Raw genomic sequence first — 21107 nt, forward strand, 5'->3', positions numbered from 1 at the left:
GGTGCGCCCGCCGGAGGGCGCGCGGCCGCGGGGCGCCTCGTCCCGGCGCGAGCGCTCGGCCTGGGCCTCCTTCTTCGGGCCGCCGAAGGGCGCGATCGGCTCGCGCACCGGGCTCTCGAAGTCGACGCCGGCTTGGCTCGCGAGGCCCTTGCCGAGCTGCTCCTTCAGGACCTTGGTCTTGATCTCCTCGGTCAGCCCGACCTCGAGGTCGCCGAGCTGGAACGGCCCGAACGACAGCCGGATCAGCCGGTTCACCGACAGGCCGAGATGCTCGAGGATGCGCTTGACCTCGCGGTTCTTGCCCTCGCGCAGGCCGAGCGTCAGCCAGACGTTGTCGCCGCTGGCGCGATCGAGGGTCGCCTCGACCGGGCCGTATTCCATGCCGTCGATGGTCACGCCCTTGCGCAGCTGGTCGAGCTCCATCTGCGTGATGTCGCCGAAGGCACGCACGCGGTAGCGGCGCAGCCAGCCGGTATCGGGATGGGCGATCACCTTGGCGAGGCCGCCGTCGTTGGTCAGCAGCAGCAGGCCTTCGGTGTTGATGTCGAGGCGGCCGATGGCGACGACGCGCGGCATCTCCTCGGGCATCACCTCGAACACGGTCTGGCGCCCTTCCGGGTCGCGCGCCGTGGTGACGAGGCCGCGCGGCTTGTGGAAGATCCAAAGCCGGGTGCGCTCGCGCGTCGGCAGCGGCTCGCCGTCGACGGTGATGGCGTCGGAATCCGTCACGTTGATCGCCGGCGTGTCGAGCACGCGGCCGTTCAGCGTGATGCGGCCTTCCGCGATCATCGCCTCGACGTCGCGGCGAGAGGCGATGCCGGCGCGGGCGATCGCCTTGGCGATGCGCTCGCCCTCGTAGGTCTCGGGCGCAGCGGGGGCGGCCGTCGCCGGCGCGGTCTCGGGGGCCGCGATCTCGGAAGCCGTGGCCTCCGGCGCGGCGGCCTCGAGCTCCTCGAGCTCGGCCTCATCGACGGGGGCCGACGCTGCCGGGGTCGGCTCGGCCGCGGCCGGGCGGCGGCGCAGGGGGGCGTCGCCGCCGCGCTCCTTCGAAACCTTCTCCTTGGCCGGGCGCTCGTTGGCGTGCCGGTCCTTGGGTCGGTCGCGGGCCACGCGCTCCCGCGGCGCCTCGTCGTCCGCGGACCGGACGTTGGCGTCGGTGGCCGGGCTCCAAGGCTCTGGACGGGAAGGCTCGTCCTGAGAGGCGGCCTCGCGGCGTGCGGGCTCGGCGTTCGCCGGGGTCTCGGGCGCCTGCGTCGTCTCGGGACCGCGGACGGGCTCGTCCGCGGAGAGGGTGGTCGGATTGTCGCTCATCGGCAAGCCCATAACAGAGCGGGCCCCGCCGCGCGAGACGGATCGTCGCTCAGGGGCGTCCGGCCAGCAGGCCGAGCCCGAAGCCGACGAAGATCGCACCGGTGGCCCGGTCGAACAGGCGCCGCAGCGCAGGCCTGGCGAGATGGCGCGCGAGCTGCCGGCCGCCGAGGGCGTAGACCGCATACCAGAACGCCTCGGCGGCGGCGAAGGTCGCGACCAGGATCGTCAGCTGCAACCCCTGATCCACGGCGGGATCGATGAATTGCGGCAGGAACGCCGCCGCGAACAGCAGGAGCTTCGGGTTGCTCGCCCCGATCAGGAACCCGCCCCGGAACAGGCCGCCGGCGGAGGGGGCGATCGGTCCCGTTCCGACCTGCGGCACCCCGCCGGCCCCGCGCCACGCCTGAATCCCGAGGAGGACCAGGTATGCGACGCCGGCATAGCGCAGCCCTGCGAACAGGTTGGGCGAGGCGGCGAGCACGGCGCCCAGCCCCGTCGCCGAGGCGCAGAGCACCAGCACCACGGCCGACAGGCACCCGGCCATGGCGAACAGGCTGGCTCCGAGGCCGAAGCGAAGGCTGCGCGTCATCACGTGCAGCATGTTCGGGCCGGGGGTGCCGGAAAGCAGGAAGACGGCGCCGAGGAAGAGTGCCCAGGTTTGGGGATTCATGGACCGGACAGGGTGAGGCGAGGGCACCTGAGGCTACGCCCGCACGCGTTCCAATGCACCCCGGCCAGTGCCCCCTGGAACGCGAGAAGGGCGGCCCGATCCGGGCCGCCCTTCTCACAACGCAGAACTAGTCCGGCCGGTCAGAGCCGCGGCGCGCGTCCGCGCATCACGCCGAACACGGCGGAGACCAGGAACAGGGCGATGGCCACGAAGAAGACGATCTTGGCCGCCTCCATCGCCGTCCCGGCGATGCCGCCGAAGCCGAGGAGCGCCGCGACCAACGCGACCACGAGAAAGGTGATGGCCCAACCGATCATGCAGACCTCCTGGAAACGAATGCGTTGATGCAAGGCCGGGGACGCACCGACCGGCCGACCGAACCCCGATGCGGAACGAAACCCGCGTCCGCACCGGGGGATGCGTTGCTGCGAGGCTTACTTGCCGACGGCCGACTTCACGTCGCCCTTGACGCCTTCGGCCTTGCCCTTGGCTTCCTGCGCGGCGCCGTCGGCCTTCAGGTTCGCGTTGTCCGTCGCGTTGCCGATGCCCTGCTTGGCCTTGCCGACCGCCTCGTTGGCGGCGCCCTTGATCTTGTCGGTGGTGCTGCTCATCGCCGGCTCCTCATCCTGAATGCGGCCGTGCCGCGTTGGATGAGAAACGGCCGGCCCCGGCTGAATGTTCCGCCGATTAACATTCCTCGGACGGGGGTCGATGTGCCGGCCGGTGCGGCGCGCTTTGCGGCGGCGGTGCCGGCGGCTAGGAACGTCCTCGTGCCCCACTCGATCCCTCCCGCGAAGACGTCGCCGTTCGATCTCGCCTTCGCCGCGGCGCGCCGCGCGGCGGAGGCCGGCGAGGTGCCGGTCGGTGCCGTCATCGTGCGCGGCGACGTCGTGCTGGCGGTGACGCACAACCGGCCGCGGGCGCTCAACGATCCGACGGCGCATGCGGAGATCCTGGCGATCCGCGCCGCCTGCGCCGCCCTCGGCGACGACCGGCTGCCGGGCTGCGACCTCTACGTGACCCTGGAGCCGTGCCCGATGTGCGCGGGCGCGATCGGCTTCGCGCGGATCCGGCGGCTCTATTACGGCGCCGCCGACCCCAAGGGCGGCGGGGTCGAGAACGGCGCACGCGTGTTCAACCATCCGACCTGCCACCACGCGCCGGACGTGTATGGCGGCTTCCGCGAGGACGAGGCGGCGGCATTGCTGCGCGCCTTCTTCCGCGAGCGGCGGGACTGACCCGTCGCCCCTGCGCGCGAACCGGCCCCGCCCGCCCGACGTTGCCCCGTCGGACAACCCGGAAGCCGCCTCCATGAGACCGACCTATCATCGCGCCCTGATCGTCGGGGCCGGCTCGGGCCTCAGCGCGGCGCTCGCCCGGCAACTCGCCGCCGACGGCCTGCGGGTCGGGCTTGCGGCCCGCGACGTCGGGAAGCTCGACGCGCTCGCCCGCGAGACCGGCGCGGCGGTCCATGCCTGCGACGCGAGCCGGCCGGACGACGTCGAGGCGCTGTTTGCCGCGATCGAGCCGGCGCTCGGCGGCCCGCCGGACGTGGTGGTCTACAACGCCAGCGGGCGCGTGCGCGGCGCGATCGCGGAGCTCGACCCGGCGGCCGTCGCCCAGGCGCTCGCCGTCTCGGCCTTCGGCGGGTTCCTGGTGGCGCAGGCGGCCGCCCGGCGCATGCTGCCGGCCCGGCACGGCGCGATCCTGCTCACCGGCGCCTCGGCGAGCGTGAAGGGGTTCGCCGGCTCGTCGGCCTTCGCCATGGGCAAGTTCGCCCTGCGCGGCCTGGCCCAGAGCCTGTCGCGCGAGCTGCAGCCCCAGGGCATCCACGTGGCCCACTTCGTCATCGACGGCGCGATCCGGAACCCGGCCCGCGCGCCCGAGGCGCCGGATGCCCCCGACAGCCACCTCGACCCGGAGGCCATCGCCCGCAGCTACCGCGACGTGCTGCGCCAGGATCGCAGCGCCTGGACCCAGGAGCTGGAGCTGCGCCCCTGGGTCGAGCGGTTCTGAGAGACCTGCGGCCTCACCCGTGCCGCAGGTCGTCCACCGGCGCCGGCGGGGGCCGGAAAGGTTGCGCGGTCGCGGGGATCTTGAACGGCAGGACGTTCGAGGGACGCTCGTCCGCGACCGGGGGCGACGGCCGCCGGCGGCCCGACCGGAGGATCAGGCCGACCACGAGCCGGCTGCAGCCGCGCGCGGCGTGACGCTGCGCCCGGTTTCGCGTCCAGATCGGAAAATCCTGGCGGTTTCGCATGTCGGGCTCCCTCGTCAGGCTCGGACACGAGAGAACACCGCGATTCCGACGACCCGCACATCACCCGTTTGGGGGATGCCCCCGGCGATCGGTAAACGGCCGCGATGGGTCGGCTCAGGCCGGGTCCGGGCGCGCGGCGACGGCCTCGATCTCGACGAGGTAGCCGTGGTGCAGGCCCGGCACCGGCACCACGGCGCGGGCGGGGCGGGCCGCGCCGAACATCTCCGCGTAGATCCGATCGAAGGCCGGCCAGTTCTCGACGCCGACCAAGTAGGCGGTGACCTTGAGCACGCGCTCCGGGCCGCATCCGGCCGCGCCGAGGATGGCGAGCACGTTGGCCAGCGCCTGCCGGGCCTGCTCCTCGAACGGGCGGTCGAAGGTATGGCTGCCGTCGGGGCGGGGCCCGAGCTGGCCCGAGACGAAGACGAGGTCGCGCCATGCCGTCGCCTGGGCATAGTGCCCGGCGGGCTCCGGCACGGCCTTCGTCGCGATGCGCTCGATCGGATCTGTCATGGAGAGGATCACCAGCCGGCGATGCGGGGCCACGTGGCGGAGACGCGCCCGGCGGCGTCGAGCACGTGGTAGCTTCCGTGCTGCGCGGCGGTGGCGCAGGCATGGTTGGGCAGGATGCGCAGGCGCGCGCCCAAGGCAAGGTCCGGCAGCGCGGCGGCTGATCCGGGGCGGAGGGCGACGATGCCGTGCTCCTGGTTGGCGTCGCGCACGATCAGGTCGGGGTAGGGCGTCCCCGCCGGATCGCAGACGATCCCGTAGCCCTGGTCGACGGCTTGGCGCGCGGTGCCGCGGTCGCGCGACAGCGCCATCCATCCGGCGTCGACGATGATCCAGCCCTTCGCGCGCTGGTGCCCGATCACCGTCGCCAGCACCGACAGGACGATGTCCCCGGTTGCGCAGGTGCCGATGCCGGCCTGGAACAAGTCGCCGAACATGAAGACGCCGGCCCGCACCTCGGTCACGCCGTCGAGCGCCTCGGCGAACCGCGCGGTCGGGGTCGAGCCGATGCTGACCACGGGGCAGGGGAGGCCGGCGGCCCGCAGGTGCCCGGCCGCCGCGACGCCGGCCGCGCGCTCGACCTCCGCCGCCGCCGCGATCCGCTCTGGCTCGCTCAGGCCGTAGCTGTCGCCGGCATGCAGCAGCACCCCGCGCAGCACCGCGCCCCCGGCGACGAGGACGCGGCCGATCGCCGTCAGCGTCCCGGCGTCGTCCGGCGCGACCCCCGAGCGGTGCCCGTCGGCGTCGACCTCGATCAGGACGGGCAGGGGCGCGCAGACGGGATCGCGGTTGGCCGCCACCCACGCCGCGACGGCCTCGGCCTGCGCCACGCTGTCGAGGACGATCGCGAGGTCGGCCCCGTATTGCCGGCGGATGCCGCCGACCCGATCGAGCTTCTGCGGCGCGATGCCGACGCCGTAGGTGAGGTCGGTGACGCCGCCCTCGGCGAAGTAGGCGGCCTCGCGCAGCGTCGAGACCATGGCCGGCCCGCGCGGGCCGGTCATCGCGCGGCGCGCCACGTCGAGGGACTTCGCCGTCTTGAGATGGGGCCGGAAGGCGACGCCGAGGCCGGCGAGCCGCGCCCGCATCCGCGCGACGTTGGCGGTCAGGCGCGCCTCGTCGAGGAGTAGGCAGGGGGTGTCGAGGGCGGCGAGCGAATCCGCGGCGACGTCGGTGACGGCCATCGCGACCCCTTTCCGATTCCGGTCCCGGCCTTCTAGGCAGATGCCGGGCGCAGGGCTAGGTGGTCGAGACCGTCGCCCGGCCTCGGAGAACCGCCATGACAGACGCGAACGCCGTCATCCTCCGCGCGTTCGGCGCCCCCGAGGCGATGCGCCTCGAAGCCGTCGACCTGCCCCCGCCCGGACCGGGCGCGGTGCTCCTGCGCCAGACCGCCATCGGCTTCAACTTCATCGACGTCTATCAGCGCAAGGGGGTCTACCCGCTGCCGCTGCCGACCGGGCTCGGCCACGAGGCCGCCGGGCGGATCGAGGCGCTGGGCGAGGGCGTCGCGGGGTTCCGGGTCGGCGACCGGGTCGCCTATATGAACGCGGGGCTCGGCAGCTACGCCGACCGGCGCGTCGTGCCGGCGGACAAGCTGGTGGCGATCCCCGACGCCGTCTCGGACGAGGACGCCGCCGCCCTGCTGTTCAAGGGGATGACCGCGCAGTACCTGCTCCGGCGCACCCATGCGGTCCAGCCGGGCGAGATGGTGCTGGTCCATGCCGCGGCCGGCGGCGTCGGGCAGATCCTGTGCCGCTGGGCCAAGGCGCTCGGCGCCACCGTGGTCGGCACCGCGGGATCGGCGGAGAAGTGCGCGGTGGCGCGCGAGGCCGGCTGCGACGTGGCGGTCGACTATTCGCGAGGGGGCTGGCCCGAGGCGCTGCTCGCCGCCACCGGCGGCCGCAAGGCGCGGGTCGTCTACGATTCGGTCGGCCGCGACACCTTCCTGCATTCGCTCGACCTCGCCGCGCCCTTCGGCCTCGTGGTGCTCTACGGCGCCGCCTCCGGGCCGGCGCCGGCGATCGAGCCGGAGCTGCTGAACAAGAAGGGCTGCCTCTTCCTCACCCGCCCGTCGGTGTTTCCGCACAATGCCGACCCCGCGGACCTGCGGGCCAACGCGGCCGAGGTCTTCGCCGCCATCGCCTCGGGGGCGATCGTCGCGCGCATCGGCGCGCGGTTCCCGCTCGCGGAGGCGGTCGCGGCGCACCGCGCGGCGGAGGCACGCGAAACGACGGGATCGATCCTGCTGCTGCCGTGAGGCACGCCGCCCGTCAGGTCGCCCGCACCACCACCTCGACCAGGTTCGGCGCGCCCGACCGGATCCCGTCCTCGATCGCCGCCGCGATGTCGGCCGCACGGGTCACGCGCCGCGCCGGCACGCCCATCGAGGCGGCCAGCGCGACGAAGTCGATGCGCGGATCGACGAGGTCCATGGCGATGAAGCGGTTGGCGCGCACCGACGCGTAGTGGGATTGCGACTTCATGTAGTTCTTCAGGATGTTGTACTCGGCGTTGTTGATCACCACGAAGGTCACCGGCAGCGTTTCGTGGGCGGCGGTCCACAGCGCCTGGGGCGAGTACATCGCCGCGCCGTCGCCGACGACGCAGACCACCGGCGCGCGGTCGAGGCCGAGCGAGGTGCCAACCGAGGCCGGCATTCCCCAGCCCAGGACGCCGCCGCGCATCGAGGCGTACTGGTGCGTCTTGTCGCTGTGCAGGAAGGTGCGCAGATGCGCCATCGTCGCCGGCGCCTCGTCGACGATGGCGGTGTCGGCGCCGACGGCGCGGGCGATCTCGCGGGCGGCGACCAGCGGCGCGATCACCGGGTCGGCGAAGGCGGCGTCGGCCGCCTCGGTCAGCTTTCCGCGACGGGCCGCGTAGATCCGCGCGGCCGCGACCCGCAGCTCGGCATAGGCATCGGCCCGCTCCGCGAGGCGCGGCCTCAGGAGCGGCAGCAGCGCGTCGAGGGAGGCGCGCACGTCGCCGACCATCGAGAGGGTGGTCTCGTAGGTGCGCCCGAGGTCGCGCACGTCCGCCGAAAGCTGGAACACCTGCGTGCCGGCCGGCACCGCCGAGCCTTCCGTGTAGAGCACCGTGATCAGCGACTTGCCGCCGAGCGCGAACACCGCGTCGTAGGCGCCGAGGATGCCGGCGATCTCCGTGGCCTTGGTCGGCAGGTTCCCGGCCCAGAGCGGATGCGCGGTGGGGAAGGGGATGTGGGCCGGCCAGGACGAGCCGTAGACCGGCGCGCCGAGGAGGTCGGCGAGCGCCACGGCCTGGCCGGAGGCGTCGCTGGCGTCGATCTCGTCGCCGGCGATGACGGCGAGGCGCCCGGGCGCCACCGCGGCGAGGTGGTCGGCGAGCCGCTCGAGCGAGCCCGCCACGGCGCAGCGGTCGATCGTCGAGACGCCGCCGGCAGGCGCGGCGGTCATCGCCTCCATCACGTCCATCGGCAGCGACAGGAAGACCGGGCCCGAGGGCGCGGCCGAGCAGTCGTGGAAGGCGCGCCGCAGCAGGATCGGCAGCTGGTCGGCGTTGGTGACCTCGCGCGCCCACTTCACGGCGGGCGTGGCGAGGCTGACGAGGTCGCCGAACAGCAGCGGATCGGTGATCGCGTGACGCGAATCCTGCTGGCCCGCCGTCACCACCAGCGGCGTGCCCGAGACGTGGGCGTTGATCAGGTTGCCGAAGCCGTGGCCGAGGCCGCCGGCGGTGTGGAGGTTGAGGAAGGCGGGCCGGCGCGCGGCATGCGCGTAGCCGTCGGCCATCGCCACCGCGCTCGCCTCCTGCAGCGCCAGCACGTAGGCGATGTCGGGGGTCTCGGTGAGCGCGTCGATCAGCGGCAGCTCGGTGGTGCCGGGATTGCCGAAGATGTAGCGAACCCCCTCCGAGCGCAGCACCTCGAGCAGCACCATCGCCCCTCGGCGGCTTCCGAGCGCGTCCACCGTCGCAATCGCCATGGCCGTCCTTTCCGTCCCGTCGCGCGGCCGAGGCTACGCCGATGGCCGCACGGGGCAACCGCCCGGCGCGGTCAGAGCGCCAGGTGGGCCGCGACCGCCGAGGCGGCGCGCACCGCTCCCTGCGAGGCGCCCGTCGCGTAGCGGATCGCGTGGCGCGCGACGCGGTTGCGCACCCGGCGGACCGCCCAGGGCAGGGCGGTCTCGGTGGCGAGCGCGCGGGCGTAGAGGCTGGATCGCAGGCTCGCCGCGTCGCAGGCGACCTTGACCGGGTCGGCATAGAACGCGGCGACCTTGTCGGCACCCATGCCGGGCGTCGCGAGCCAGCCCGGCAGGTGGGCGTCGGCCAGTTGCCGCACGTCGGTCAGCACCTTGCCGATCCCGGTCCCGGGAATCGGGCACGCGGTCTGGAACGCGTCGCCGACGAGGACCACCCCGTCGCGGACGTGGCCCTCGGCCCGCATCAGGTCGATCGGGCGCACCTCGACCGAGCCGGCGACGGCGAGGTCCGGGCAATGGGCCGCGAGCCCCGGCATCAGCGCGCGCAGGGCCGCCTCCGGCTCGGCGCGAAACGCCTTCGCCCAGGGGGCGTTCGGCTGCTGGTAGCCGAACAGGTTCGCCCGCATGGTCTCGCCGAGCGGGACCAGCGTCAGGTAGGCGTCGCGTCCGCCGAACCGTTCGGAGAAGTAGGTCATCGCCTGAAACGGGAAGGTGTCGCGCGGCGCCGCCATGTCGAAGCCGACGGCCAGCGAGTGGCGTTCGCCGATCACGCGCCGGACGATCCCGGCCTTGCGGCGCAGCACGTCGCCGAGCCCCGTCGCCAGCACCACGAGGCGGCCGGCGAACCGGCGCCCGTCGCCGAGGGTGACGACCTGCCGCTCCGGGCCGAGATCGAGGTCGGCGACCCGGCCGACGGTGAGCAGCCCGGCGGGCAGGTCGGCCCGCAGGGCGTTGATCAGGTCGGGATAGGCGGCGCCGTACTCGGTGTTGCGCTCCCAATACGCGAGGCTGCCGAAGCGCACGACCCGGACGGTGTCGGTGCTCGTGGTGCACCCGCGGGCGGCGGCGCCGAACCCGAGGGACTCGAACAGCGACATCTGCGCGGAGCCGTACTTCTCGGCGCGGAAATCGTGCGGGTGGACGGCGTGGGTGTCGATCAGCGCGACGCTGCGGCCGTTGCGGGCGAGGCGGCCGGCCAGGCAGGTTCCGGCCAGGCCCGCGCCGATCACCACGACATCGAAGCAGTCCGTCTGAGCAGGCATGGCGAGCACATCCCTCCGGCAGGGGCGCCTTCGACACGCCCGCACGGTACAGAAGTCGCAACCATCCCGAAAAGAAGATCCTTGCGTAGTTCTTCGCGATCAACCCTTCGTGACCAGCGAGAAACATAGTGGCAATGTTCTACCGAAGGTAGAGATCGCGCCGCGCTTTCATCACCGACGACATGGTGCGGTCTGTTCAGGCGTCGCGACCGTCGCGCAAGTGCGTCACGAATTCCTGCGCGAAGGTCGGCAAGCCTTCGTAGCTGCGCAGGCACAGGGTCAGGGCGCGCGTCGCCCACGGCTCGACCAGCGGCACGACGGCGATGTCGAGGCCGCGGGCGACCCGCCGGGCCATGCTCTCGGGCACGATGCCGACGCCGACGCGGGCATCGACGAGGCGGCAGACGGCGTCGAACCCGCGCAGCTGCACGCGCAGGCGCATCGGGCGCCCGACGCGCGCCGCCTTGTCGGCGAGAAACCGGGTGAGCGCGCTCGCCCGGTCGAGACCGACGAGGTCGTGCGCCAGCACCTCGGCGAAGGCGACCGCCCCGCGCCCGGCCAGGGCGTGCCCGCGCGCCGCCACCAGCACGAAGCGGTCCTGCCGGAACGGGAAGGTCTCGAGGTCGCCGGTGTCGACCGTGCCCGACAGGATGCCGAGGTCGGCCTGCCCGTCCGCGACGAGGCCGACGATCTCGTCCGAGGTGTGCTCGTCGATCTCGACGCTGACCCCGGGGTTCTTCGCCAGGTAGGCGGCCAGCGCATCCGGCAGGAATTCGGTGAGCGCGTTGGTGTTGGCCAGGACCCGGATCTGCCCGACCGTGCCGCCGGAGAAGGCCGAGAGCTCGCCCTGCATCCGCTCGATCGCGGCGATCAGCCCGCGGGCATGCGCCAGCAAGGCCCGCCCGGCCGGGGTCGGCGTGACGCCGAAACGGGTGCGGGTGAGCAGGGCGGCGCCGAGCGAGGTCTCCATTGCCCGGATCCGCGTCGAGGCGGCGGCGAGCGCGAGGTTCGCGCGCGCCGCCCCGTGGGTGATCGAGCCGGCCTCGACCACGTGGCGGAAGAGGCTGAGGTCGGACAGGTCGAAGCGCATCATCGCCGGGCTTCCTTACGCGGGCCGCGAAGCCGCTGCCGGCGCCACAGCGATGCACGAGCGACTGCGAAACGCGCGCGCCCGACGCTCAGCCTTCGCCGATCGCGAAGGCATCATCAAGGAAATCCGTATTGCGAACCGTTCCAATCGGGCCCCTAACCATCGGGCGGATCGAACAGGGTAGGGGCAGGGCGGCATGGGAGGCGGGACGACGATCTGGGCGACCGGCGCGCTGCTCGTGCTCTGCATGGGCCTCTGGGCGACGGCGCTGCTGCCCGAGATCGTCACCGCGCTGCTGTTCTTCGCCCTCGCCATGCTGCTCAAGCTCGGCACGGCGGCGACGGTGTTCTCCGGCTTCGCGGCATCGGCCTTCTGGCTGGTGATGTCGGGGATGGTGGTCGGCCTCGCGATGACGCGGACCGGCCTCGGCGCACGCCTGGCGCAGGGGCTGAGCGGCCGGCTCTCGGGCTCCTATCCGCGCCTCGTCGCCGGGCTCGTGGGGTTCAGCTTCCTGCTCGCCTTCGTGATGCCGTCGAACCTCGGGCGCATCGCGCTGATGATTCCGGTGACCCTGTCGCTCTGCGACGCGTTCGGGCTGGCGCCCGGGCGGAAGGGCCGGATCGGCGCGGTGATGGCGGTCGGGCTCGCGACCCCGATCCTGTCGGCGGCGATCCTGCCCGCCAACGTGCCGAACCTGGTGATGGCCGGCGCGGCCGAGCGGCTCCAGGGCCTGCACCTCACCTACCTGCCCTATCTCTGGCTGCACGCGCCGGTCCTGGCGCTGGTGAAGGGCGTGCTGCTCGTGGCACTCCTCGTGACGCTGTTCCCCGACCGGCTCGAATCCGGTGCCGCGGCGCTGCCGGCCCTGCCCCCGGCCTCGCCCGCCGAGCGCCGGCTGGCCGCGATCCTCGTCGGCACGCTGGCGCTATGGATGACCGACGGGCTGCACGGCATCGCCCCGGCCTGGGTCGGGCTCTCGGCCGCGGTGATCTGCCTGATGCCGCGGATCGGCGTGCTGCCGGCGGACGCCTTCGCGCAGGTCTCGCTGCGCACCTGCTTCTACATCGCCGCGCTGCTCGGCCTCGTGGCGGTCGTCAACGAGACCGGCTTGGGCGAGCGGCTCGGCCACGCGCTGCTGGCGGTCGCGCCCCTGAGCCCGGGCGCGACCGTGCAGAACTTCGCGGTGCTGACCGGCGTCGCCACGGCGCTCACCCTCGTGGTCACGGCCAACGGCGCGCCCGCGCTCTACACGGCGCTGGCGGGCGAGATGGCACAGGCCAGCGGCTGGCCTGTGCTCGACGTGGTGATGGTGCAGGTGCTCGGCTACGCGACGCTGTTCTTCCCGTATCAGGCGCCGCCCATCGTGTTCGCGCGCGAGCTCGGCGGCGTGTCGCTGAAGGACGCGACGCGCGCGACCTTCGCCTACGGGGTCGCGACGCTGCTGGTCGCCGCGCCGCTCGACTACCTCTGGTGGCGGCTGATCGGGCGACTGCCATGAGAAGGATACGTGTCGCGAGAACGGCGCCCGCCGTGCCCGGCGGCAGGCGATATCCCGACGAAATCGTCATCTCCGTCCTGCCATGCCGCATTGCGGCGAAACGCTCGGGCCTCTAGCGCTACAGATTAGAGACGGTCCAATTCCAAGATCGACCCGGTTCCGAGAACGACACGAGGCCTCCCGCACGATGGCACCCACCGCACGCCCCACCGTCGCCCAGCCGCTCTCGCCGCATCTCCAGATCTATCGCTGGACCTGGACGATGGCGATGTCGGTGTTCCACCGCGTCACCGGCACAGCGCTCTACGGCGGCACCGCGCTCGTCGCGATCTGGCTCGTGGCGCTCGCCTCGGGCCCGGCGGCCTACGCCTGGGTGGCGTGGTTCTTCGGGTCCTGGATCGGGCGGATCGTGCTGTTCGCCTACACCTGGATCCTGCTGCACCACATGCTGGGTGGCCTGCGGCACTTCGTGTGGGATGCCGGATACGGCTTCGACCGCGACAAGCGCATGGCGCTGGCCCGCGCCACCCTGATCGGCTCGGCGACGCTGACCATCGTCGTCTGGGCCGTCGCCCTTCTGGCGCGCTGAGGAGTTCCCGCCATGGCCAAGGCCAAGATCCTCCAGAACCCGCAGGTCTCGATCCGCACGCCCCGCGCCCGCGTCCGCGGCCTCGGCGTCGCCCACCACGGCGTCGGGCATTGGTGGATGCAGCGGCTGACCGCCGCCGCAAACGCGCCGCTGATGCTCGCCTTCGTGGTGATCATCGCGCTGATGGCCGGCCGCTCCTACGCGGAGGCGGTGGCCCTGGTGTCGCACCCCTTCGTCGCGATCGTCCTGATCCTCGCCGTGACCTCGGTCGCGATCCACATGCGTCTCGGGATGCAGGTGATCATCGAGGATTACGTCCACAGCCCGGGGCTGAAGATCGCCGCGGTGTTCGCCAACAACTTCTACGCGGTCGTCGTGGCCGTGGCCTGCCTCTACGCGATCCTGCGCGTGGGGCTCGGCCGCCTCGTCTGACCTGCCACTCGCGATCTTGAAGGAGCCTTCCATGGCCGCCAACGGACAGAACGGGCAGGGACCCGCCTATCCCATCACCGACCACACCTTCGACGTGGTGGTCGTCGGCGCGGGCGGCGCGGGCCTACGCGCCACCGTCGGCTGCTCCCAGGCGGGCCTGCGCACCGCCTGCATCACCAAGGTGTTCCCGACCCGCTCGCACACGGTGGCGGCGCAGGGCGGCATCTCGGCCTCGCTCGGCAACATGGGCCCGGACGACTGGCGCTGGCACATGTACGACACCGTGAAGGGGTCGGACTGGCTCGGCGACCAGGATGCGATCGAGTATCTCGTGCGCAACGCTCCCGCGGCCGTCTACGAGCTCGAGCACTGGGGCGTGCCGTTCTCGCGCACGGAAGAGGGCAAGATCTACCAGCGCCCGTTCGGCGGCATGACCACCGATTACGGCAAGGGCACCGCGCAGCGCACCTGCGCGGCCGCCGACCGCACGGGGCACGCGATGCTCCACACCCTGTACGGGCAGGCGGTGAAGAACCAGACCAACTTCTTCATCGAGTACTTCGCCCTCGACCTGATCATGGACGACGAGGGCCGCTGCCGCGGCGTCATCGCCATGGACCAAGCCACCGGCGAGATCCACCGCTTCCGCGCGCAGATGGTGATCCTCGCCACCGGCGGTTACGGCCGCTCGTACTTCTCGGCGACCTCGGCCCACACCTGCACCGGCGACGGCAATGCCATGGTGCTGCGTGCCGGCCTGCCGCTGCAGGACATGGAGTTCGTGCAGTTCCACCCGACCGGCATCTACGGCGCCGGCTGCCTGATCACCGAGGGCGCCCGCGGCGAGGGCGGCTACCTGACGAATTCCGAGGGCGAGCGCTTCATGGAGCGCTACGCCCCGTCGGCCAAGGATCTCGCCTCGCGCGACGTGGTCTCGCGCTCGATGACCATGGAGATCCGGGCCGGCCGCGGCGTCGGCAAGGGCGGCGACCACATCTTCCTGCACCTCGACCACCTCGACCCGGCGATCCTCCACCAGCGCCTGCCGGGCATCTCGGAATCCGCCAAGATCTTCGCCGGCGTCGACGTCACCAAGGAGCCGATCCCGGTGCTGCCGACGGTGCACTACAACATGGGCGGCATCCCGACGAACTATCACGGCGAGGTGCTGACCTTGCGCGACGGCAACCCCGACACCGTCGTGCCCGGCCTGATGGCGATCGGCGAGGCGGCCTGCGTCTCGGTGCACGGCGCCAACCGCCTCGGCTCGAACTCGCTGATCGACCTCGTGGTGTTCGGCCGCGCCGCCGGCCAGCGCAGCGCCGAGATCGTCGAGCCGAACGGCCGGCCGATGGACCTGGCCAAGGATTCCGCCGACAAGGCGCTGACCCGCCTCGACCGCTTCCGCTACGCCGACGGCTCCACGCCGACCGCGGACCTGCGCCTCGAGATGCAGAAGACGATGCAGAACAACTGCGCCGTGTTCCGCACCGGCGAGGTGCTGGAGGAGGGCAAGGGCCTGATCCACAAGGTGTGGTCGGCATCCGCCGACATCCGCATCACCGACCGGTCGCTCGTCTGGAACACCGACCTGCTCGAGACCCTGGAGTTCGACAACCTGATCGGCCAGGCGGTCGTCACCATGGAATCGGCCGCCAACCGCGAGGAATCGCGCGGGGCGCACGCTCGCGAGGACTTCCCCGACCGCAACGACAAGGAGTGGATGAAGCACACCCTGTCGTGGCTCGACGAGAGTGCCCACCGGGTGAGCATCGATTACCGCCCGGTCCACACCTACACGATGTCGAACGAGATCCAGTACATCGAGCCGAAGGCGCGCGTTTACTAAGCTGCGCGCTTCGGAAAGCCGATCGGCGGGACCGCGTTCCCGATGCGTCTTGCCGATCGTTGCTTCGATCGACTCTAGCGGAAGCCAACGACAGCCATGGCCGAATTCTCCCTCCCCAAGAACTCCCAGATCACCGAGGGCAAGTCCTGGCCCGCGACGACGGGGGCCAAGAACCTCAAGGAGTTCCGCGTCTACCGCTGGAACCCGGACGACGGGAAGAACCCGCGGATCGACACCTATCAGGTCGACCGCGACGATTGTGGGCCGATGGTGCTCGACGCGCTGCTGTGGATCAAGAACAAGGTCGACTCGACGCTGGTGTTCCGCCGCTCCTGCCGCGAGGGCATCTGCGGCTCCTGCGCCATGAACATCGAGGGCCAGAACGCGCTCGCCTGCACCATGGGCATCGACGAGTGCCAGGAGCACGCGAAAGGCCGCAAGACCGCTGCGGTGAAGATCTATCCGCTGCCGCACATGCCGGTGCTGAAGGACCTCGTCCCCGACCTGACGAACTTCTACGCCCAGCACGCCTCGGTCGAGCCCTGGCTCAAGACCGACACCCTGGCGCCCGAGAAGGAGTGGCCGCAGACGCCCGAGGACCGGGCCAAGCTCGACGGGCTGTACGAGTGCATCCTGTGCGCTTGCTGCACCACCTCGTGCCCGAGCTACTGGTGGAACGGCGAGAAGTTCCTCGGCCCGGCGGCGCTGCTGCAGGCCTATCGCTGGCTGATCGACAGCCGAGACGAGAACACCGGCGACCGCCTCGACGCGCTGCACGACCCGTTCAAGCTCTATCGCTGCCACACGATCATGAACTGTGCCAACACCTGCCCGAAGAGCCTGAACCCGGCCAAGGCGATCGCCGAGATCAAGAAGATGATGGTCGAGCGCACGGTGTGATCCGGCGGGGCGGCGGACTGAGGCCGCCCCGCCACACTCGGCCCGAAAAGCCTCGCGCGCGGGCCCTCCGAAGACCGTTCCCCGACCGGCCACCTTGCGGGCATCGCAATTGCCCCCGACGCAAGGGCTCGCAAGGGGCGCCGCACGTGCGCCGGGGAAGCCGAGACCGATGCCGCGTCAGTACCGTTCGACGATCGCCCTCCTCGCGCTGGCGGCAGGGCTCGGCGCCTGCGCGTCGCAGCGCTTCGACGGACCCCGCGTCCGCGGGCCGGCACAGCAAGCCGCCATCGACAACATCGCCCCGGCGATGCCCTCCGGCGCCGTGACCTCGGCGCCGCTCGCGCCGCCGCCCGGTGCCACCGCCGCGCCGGACGAGGCACCGATCGGCGCGCAGGCGTCGATCGCCCCGCCGCCGGCCTCCAACGTCATCGCCGAGCCGGTGGTCGCCCCGCCCCCGGCCCCGCCGGTGGTGGCGAGCGGGCGGGCCTCGGTGGTCGGCGCCTGGGACGCCAAGGACGCGACCGGCGGAAGCTGCAAGGTGACGCTCTCGAGCGCGCCGGCCCTCGACCTCTACAAGGCCTCCGCCGCCGGCTGCCCGAACAAGGATCTGGCCAAGGTCACGGCCTGGGATTTCCGCGACGGCGAGGTCTACCTGTACCAGCAGGGCGGCACGGTGGCCGCCCGCCTGCGGCAGGGCGGCGGCGCCCTCGACGGCGCGCTCACCAAGTCCGGCGCCTCCCTCGCGCTAGTGCGCTGAACCGGGAGGGCCCGCGCACTGGGGCTACGGGTTCACCCGCAGCCCGAGCAGGAAGGTGTTGTCGGAGAAGCTCGCCGTCGCCGCCGTGCTGGTGATCTCCTGGTAGAGGTAGGTGCCGCGCAGCGTCAGCCAGCGGTTGAAGCGGTAATCGAGCCGGGCAGTGGCCGAGAAGCCGGTCTCGCGGATCGACACCCCCTGGTAGTCGTTGCGGAGGTAGGCGCCGCCGACGATGATCGAGAGGTTGCGCAGGAGGTCGTGCTGCACCTCCAGCGTCGCCGTCTGGGTCAGGATGCCGCTGGAGCCGGGGACCGTCGTCTCGGTGACGCCGGCCTGCGCGTTCAGGCGCACGGTGGTCAGCGGGGTCGCCGCCCAGACCAGGGCGGCTGCGAGGATCGGCGCGTCGAGGCCGCGCAGGCTCGGGTCGACGTAGGTGCGGTGCTGAAGGCCGCCCGAGATCTCGCCGCTGATCGAGCGGGTGAAGTTCACGGTCGCGCCGACCGAGGCGGCGATGCCGTCGGAATCGCGGCGCAGGCCGCTGGTGTCGCGGCGCAGGTCGTAGACCCGCGTGTCGGCGAGCAGCTCGACGAAGGGGCTGATCTCCGGCGTCACCTCGTAGGCCGTGCGCAGGCGCATGCTGTACTGGTTCTGGTTGCGGTCGGCCTGGCTGATCACCGTCCCGTCCGACAGCCGGGCATCCTCGAACTCGGAGCGGTCGACCGAGCCGCGCAGGGACACCGAGAGCCGGTTGAAGGTCTCGGTCGCGCCGAGCGAGGTGCCGTAGGTCGCGACGATCGGCCGGTTGGTCGCGGTCACGGCCTGGAGGTTGGGGCTGCCGGTGCGCTGGGTGTCGACGAGGAAGCGGGTCTCGGCGTCGATCCGCAGGTCGCGGTTGGCGTCGATCCGCAGGCGCACGGTGCCGGCCGCGTTCGGGCGGCTCGCCGCCTCGTTCTCCGGCGTCTCGAGGTAGCCGGCGCGCAACTCGCCGGCGAGCTCGCTCCGCGACCAGTCCGAGCGGAAATTCAGCTCCCCCTCGCTCCGGAGCGCGACCGAGCCCTTGGCGAGCGACGGCGTGGTCTGGTCCGGGTTGGTGTCGTAGCCGAGGCTCTGGGTAAAGGACGGAAGCACCGTGAAGCTGCCGAGCCTGATCCCGAGCGGCGCGTAGGCGTCCTCGGTGGCGATCGGCCGCCGCAGGCTGTTGGTCAGCAGCGCCCCCGGCGTGAGGACGCCGCTCAGCGGGTTGATCAGCGGCAATCCCGGCGCCTGCGGCCGCGGCGCCTCGGCCGGCAGCGGCACGCCGACCACCGGGTTCTGGATCACCGGCGAGAGCCGCAGGGCCGGCGCGGGGATCTGGGTGACGTCCTGGGTGTAGCGCTTGGTCGCCGTCCCCAGGCGCCGGGGCGGCGCCGCGCGCTGACGCAGCAGGCTGATCGGGGCGCGGTTGTTGGTGCCGGACGTGGCGCCGCCGGTGCGGCTGCCGGAGGAGCGGACCCGGGTGTCGAGATTCGAGGCGCCGGCTTCGGCCCCGGTCGGCCCCGACAGGCTGGCGCCGCCGGAGGTGAGGCCGCCGGAGGATTCGCCGCCCGCCGCCTCGCCGGAATTGCCGTTGCCGAGGCGGGGCGGGCCCTCCGACAGGCGGTTGCGGCGCAGCACCGGCAATCCGTCCTGGCCGGGATCCTGCCCGATGCCCGGGTTGTCGGGCTGGCCGGCGACGGGGCTCAGGGATTCGAACCGCGTTGCCTGCGCCTGCGCCGGGCGGGGGAGGGCGATCGCGACGGCGGCCGGCAGGCCCGCGAGCAGCAGCGCGAGGCCGCAGGCAAGGCCCGCCTCCCGTCGCGCATGCCCCTCGCCCTCCAAGCCCAGCACCGGATCCCGACTCCCCTGGCTGGGCGCGTGCGAAGACGACCGTCGCACCGCTTCCGCGTGGTTAACGAAGGCTAGCCGGGCGTGGTTAATGCAGCGTCAACGGCACGGGGCGGCGGAGCATCGGAGGAGACCGGATCCACCGGCGGATCGCCGCCGCCGATGGATCGAGGCGCGGGCAGGGTCTATAAGCGGCCGGACATGTCCGCCCCGCAGCCCGTCCGCCGTCTCGACCCGGTCCTCGTCGACCGCATCGCCGCGGGCGAGGTGGTCGAGCGGCCGGCCTCGGCGGTCAAGGAGCTGGTCGAGAACGCGATCGATGCCGGCGCCCGCAGCATCGCGGTGACGATCGAGGCCGGCGGCCGGCGGCTGATCCGGGTGGTCGACGACGGCGCCGGCATGTCGCCGGACGACCTGCTGCTCGCCGTCGAGCGCCACGCCACCTCGAAGCTGCCGGGCGGCGACCTGACCCGGATCGACACGCTGGGTTTCCGCGGCGAGGCGCTGCCTTCGATCGGCGCGGTCTCGCGGCTGTCGATCACCACCCGCACGGCGGACGCGGATTCGGGCGCGGCGCTCACCGTCGAGGCGGGCCTGCGCGGCGCGGTGCGCCCGGCGCCGGCGGCGCGCGGCACCCGAATCGAGGTCACCGACCTGTTCTCGGCGACGCCGGCGCGGCTGAAGTTCCTGAAATCCGACCGCGCCGAGAGCGCGGCGGTCTCCGACATCCTGCGCCGGCTCGCGGTGGCGCAGCCCGCGATCCGCTTCACGCTGACGAGCGAGAACGGCACGCCGCTGGTGCTGCCGGCCCTCGCCGGGGCCGAGCCGGACGACGCGACCGCGAGCCTCGCCCGGCTCGCGCAGGTGCTGGGATCGGACTTCGCCGCGAACGCCCTGCCGGTGGCGATGGCGCGGGAGGGCTTCTCGCTCACCGGCCATGTCGGGCTGGCGACCTTCCACCGCGGCGCGGCCAACCACATCCACTTCACGGTGAACGGCCGGCCGGTGCGCGACCGCCTGCTGCTCGGCGCGGTGCGCGGCGCCTACGCCGACACCCTGCGCTCCGACCGGCATCCGGTGCTCGGGCTGGCGATCGCCTGCGAGCCCGGCCTCGTCGACGTCAACGTCCACCCGGCCAAGACCGAGGTGCGGTTCCGCGATCCGGGGCTGGTGCGGGCGCTCGTCGTCAGCGCGATCCACGAGGCGCTGCGCCGCGGCGGGGCGCGGGCCTCGACCGGCGTGGCGGCCCGCACCCTCGAGGCCCTGCGTCCCTCGGGCGGCATCCCGTTGACGCAGCATGGCGGGACGGCGAGCCCGAGCCTGTTCCAGAGCGCGCGGACCGGCCTGTTCCGCCCGGGCACCCCGTCCGTCGCGGCCCCGTCCGGCTTCCACCGGCCGGCGCCGGATCGGCCGCACGGCTTCGGCGAGGCGGCGCAGGCACCGCTGGCGCCGGACGGCGCGGCCGACGCCTTTCCGGATCCGATGGCCGACCTGGCGCCGCCCGCGGCCGACCTGCGCAGCCTCGATGGCGCCGAGGATGCCCTCGACCATCCCCTCGGCGCCGCGCGGGCGCAGCTGCACGAGACCTACATCGTCGCGCAGACCCGCGACGGCGTGGTGATCGTCGACCAGCACGCGGCGCACGAGCGCCTCGTCTACGAGCGGATGAAGCGCGAGCGCGCGGCGGGCGGCATCCTGCGCCAGGGCCTCTTGATCCCCGACGTGATCGAGATGGCGCCCGAGGCCGCCGAGCGGCTGGCCGCGGCCGCCCCCGAGCTCGACCGGCTCGGCCTGACGCTGGAAGCGTTCGGCCCCGGGGCGCTGCTGGTGCGCGCGGTGCCCGCGGCTTTGGCCGGCGCCTCGGTGCGCGACCTCGTCGCCGACATCCTCGACGCGCTGGACGACAGCGGGGTCGAGGAGGGCGGGGCCGGGGCCCTGGAGGACGGCCCGCTCGGGCGGCGCCTCGACGCGGTACTGTCGCGGATGAGCTGCCACGGCTCGATCCGCGCCGGAAGGCGCCTGCGCCCGGAGGAGATGAACGCGCTCTTGCGCGCCATGGAGGCGACGCCGAATTCCGGCCAGTGCAACCACGGCCGCCCGACCTACGTCGCCCTCGGCCGCCACGACATCGAGCGGCTGTTCGGGAGACGCTGAGCGGGG

21 protein-coding genes are annotated in these 21107 nt (G+C 72.7%); 10 read left to right on the forward strand and 11 right to left on the reverse strand.

Features of this window, described 5'->3' with window-relative positions; translation table 11 throughout:
• The 4 genes from FV227_RS13215 to FV227_RS13230 all read right to left on the reverse strand — a co-directional run.
• Window positions 1-1311: pseudouridine synthase (locus tag FV227_RS13215; protein WP_348643783.1), on the reverse strand; the 1311-nt coding region annotated here is incomplete at its 3' end.
• Between the two features lie 49 nt (window positions 1312-1360).
• Window positions 1361-1981, reverse strand: a complete 621-nt coding sequence (locus tag FV227_RS13220) for a LysE family translocator (RefSeq protein WP_147729529.1) — start codon at window positions 1979-1981, stop codon at window positions 1361-1363.
• A gap of 140 nt (window positions 1982-2121) precedes the next feature.
• Window positions 2122-2298 carry a DUF1328 domain-containing protein gene (locus FV227_RS13225; protein ID WP_147729528.1) on the reverse strand — a complete coding sequence of 59 codons (177 nt, stop codon included), beginning with the start codon at window positions 2296-2298 and terminating at the stop codon, window positions 2122-2124.
• A gap of 117 nt (window positions 2299-2415) precedes the next feature.
• Entirely contained in the window at window positions 2416-2592 is a 177-nt protein-coding gene (locus FV227_RS13230) for a CsbD family protein (protein ID WP_147729527.1), read from the reverse strand.
• 159 nt (window positions 2593-2751) lie between these two features.
• Here FV227_RS13230 and FV227_RS13235 point away from each other — a divergent pair, with 159 nt between their 5' ends.
• Window positions 2752-3219 (forward strand): nucleoside deaminase, encoded by a 468-nt coding sequence (locus tag FV227_RS13235; protein ID WP_243933835.1) that lies wholly within the window; start codon window positions 2752-2754, stop codon window positions 3217-3219.
• A gap of 73 nt (window positions 3220-3292) precedes the next feature.
• Window positions 3293-3997, forward strand: coding sequence for an SDR family NAD(P)-dependent oxidoreductase (locus FV227_RS13240; RefSeq protein ID WP_147859137.1), 705 nt, complete (start codon window positions 3293-3295; stop codon window positions 3995-3997).
• Between the two features lie 13 nt (window positions 3998-4010).
• Here the strand turns inward: FV227_RS13240 and FV227_RS13245 are convergent, their stop codons facing one another.
• From FV227_RS13245 to FV227_RS13255, 3 genes are all read right to left on the reverse strand, one after another.
• Window positions 4011-4241: a hypothetical protein gene (locus FV227_RS13245; protein WP_147729781.1), complete on the reverse strand. Its 231-nt coding sequence runs from the start codon at window positions 4239-4241 to the stop codon at window positions 4011-4013.
• A gap of 114 nt (window positions 4242-4355) precedes the next feature.
• Complete coding sequence (locus FV227_RS13250) at window positions 4356-4754, reverse strand: RidA family protein (protein ID WP_147729782.1); 399 nt, start codon at window positions 4752-4754, stop codon at window positions 4356-4358.
• 8 nt (window positions 4755-4762) lie between these two features.
• Window positions 4763-5935 carry an alanine racemase gene (locus tag FV227_RS13255; protein WP_147859138.1) on the reverse strand — a complete coding sequence of 391 codons (1173 nt, stop codon included), beginning with the start codon at window positions 5933-5935 and terminating at the stop codon, window positions 4763-4765.
• Between the two features lie 95 nt (window positions 5936-6030).
• Here FV227_RS13255 and FV227_RS13260 point away from each other — a divergent pair, with 95 nt between their 5' ends.
• On the forward strand, window positions 6031-7011 hold the full coding sequence (locus FV227_RS13260) for a quinone oxidoreductase (protein ID WP_147729398.1): 981 nt from the start codon (window positions 6031-6033) through the stop codon (window positions 7009-7011).
• 13 nt (window positions 7012-7024) lie between these two features.
• Here FV227_RS13260 and FV227_RS13265 read toward each other — a convergent pair whose 3' ends face one another.
• The 3 genes from FV227_RS13265 to FV227_RS13275 all read right to left on the reverse strand — a co-directional run bounded on the left by FV227_RS13265 (window position 7025) and on the right by FV227_RS13275 (window position 11065).
• The gene (locus FV227_RS13265; protein ID WP_147859139.1) at window positions 7025-8713 is read right to left on the reverse strand and encodes a thiamine pyrophosphate-binding protein; all 1689 of its coding nucleotides are present in this window, start codon (window positions 8711-8713) and stop codon (window positions 7025-7027) included.
• Between the two features lie 71 nt (window positions 8714-8784).
• A complete protein-coding gene (locus FV227_RS13270) occupies window positions 8785-9972 on the reverse strand; it encodes an NAD(P)/FAD-dependent oxidoreductase (protein WP_246686472.1) in 1188 nt (395 codons plus the stop codon).
• A gap of 196 nt (window positions 9973-10168) precedes the next feature.
• Window positions 10169-11065, reverse strand: a complete 897-nt coding sequence (locus tag FV227_RS13275; RefSeq protein WP_187274788.1) for a LysR substrate-binding domain-containing protein — start codon at window positions 11063-11065, stop codon at window positions 10169-10171.
• Between the two features lie 193 nt (window positions 11066-11258).
• Between FV227_RS13275 and FV227_RS13280 the strand changes: the two genes are divergently transcribed.
• The 6 genes from FV227_RS13280 to FV227_RS13305 all read left to right on the forward strand — a co-directional run bounded on the left by FV227_RS13280 (window position 11259) and on the right by FV227_RS13305 (window position 17087).
• Window positions 11259-12560, forward strand: a complete 1302-nt coding sequence (locus tag FV227_RS13280; RefSeq protein ID WP_147843279.1) for an SLC13 family permease — start codon at window positions 11259-11261, stop codon at window positions 12558-12560.
• A gap of 187 nt (window positions 12561-12747) precedes the next feature.
• Window positions 12748-13149 (forward strand): succinate dehydrogenase, cytochrome b556 subunit, encoded by a 402-nt coding sequence (sdhC, locus tag FV227_RS13285; RefSeq protein WP_147727559.1) that lies wholly within the window; start codon window positions 12748-12750, stop codon window positions 13147-13149.
• 12 nt (window positions 13150-13161) lie between these two features.
• Complete coding sequence (gene sdhD / locus FV227_RS13290; protein WP_147727560.1) at window positions 13162-13581, forward strand: succinate dehydrogenase, hydrophobic membrane anchor protein; 420 nt, start codon at window positions 13162-13164, stop codon at window positions 13579-13581.
• Window positions 13582-13612: 31 nt separating this feature from the next.
• A complete protein-coding gene (gene sdhA / locus FV227_RS13295) occupies window positions 13613-15430 on the forward strand; it encodes a succinate dehydrogenase flavoprotein subunit (RefSeq protein ID WP_147859141.1) in 1818 nt (605 codons plus the stop codon).
• A 96-nt stretch (window positions 15431-15526) separates the two neighbouring features.
• Window positions 15527-16330 carry a succinate dehydrogenase iron-sulfur subunit gene (locus tag FV227_RS13300; RefSeq protein ID WP_147727562.1) on the forward strand — a complete coding sequence of 268 codons (804 nt, stop codon included), beginning with the start codon at window positions 15527-15529 and terminating at the stop codon, window positions 16328-16330.
• Between the two features lie 169 nt (window positions 16331-16499).
• Window positions 16500-17087 carry an AprI/Inh family metalloprotease inhibitor gene (locus tag FV227_RS13305; protein ID WP_147859142.1) on the forward strand — a complete coding sequence of 196 codons (588 nt, stop codon included), beginning with the start codon at window positions 16500-16502 and terminating at the stop codon, window positions 17085-17087.
• Between the two features lie 24 nt (window positions 17088-17111).
• On the opposite strand, the gene FV227_RS13310 is transcribed toward FV227_RS13305, so the two are convergent.
• Window positions 17112-18950, reverse strand: a complete 1839-nt coding sequence (locus FV227_RS13310) for an outer membrane beta-barrel protein (protein ID WP_246686471.1) — start codon at window positions 18948-18950, stop codon at window positions 17112-17114.
• A 198-nt stretch (window positions 18951-19148) separates the two neighbouring features.
• Between FV227_RS13310 and mutL the strand changes: the two genes are divergently transcribed.
• On the forward strand, window positions 19149-21101 hold the full coding sequence (mutL, locus tag FV227_RS13315; protein WP_147728972.1) for a DNA mismatch repair endonuclease MutL: 1953 nt from the start codon (window positions 19149-19151) through the stop codon (window positions 21099-21101).
• Window positions 21102-21107: the final 6 nt, after the last annotated feature.

The sequence above is a fragment of the Methylobacterium sp. WL119 genome (assembly GCF_008039875.1).
Classification (GTDB): domain Bacteria; phylum Pseudomonadota; class Alphaproteobacteria; order Rhizobiales; family Beijerinckiaceae; genus Methylobacterium.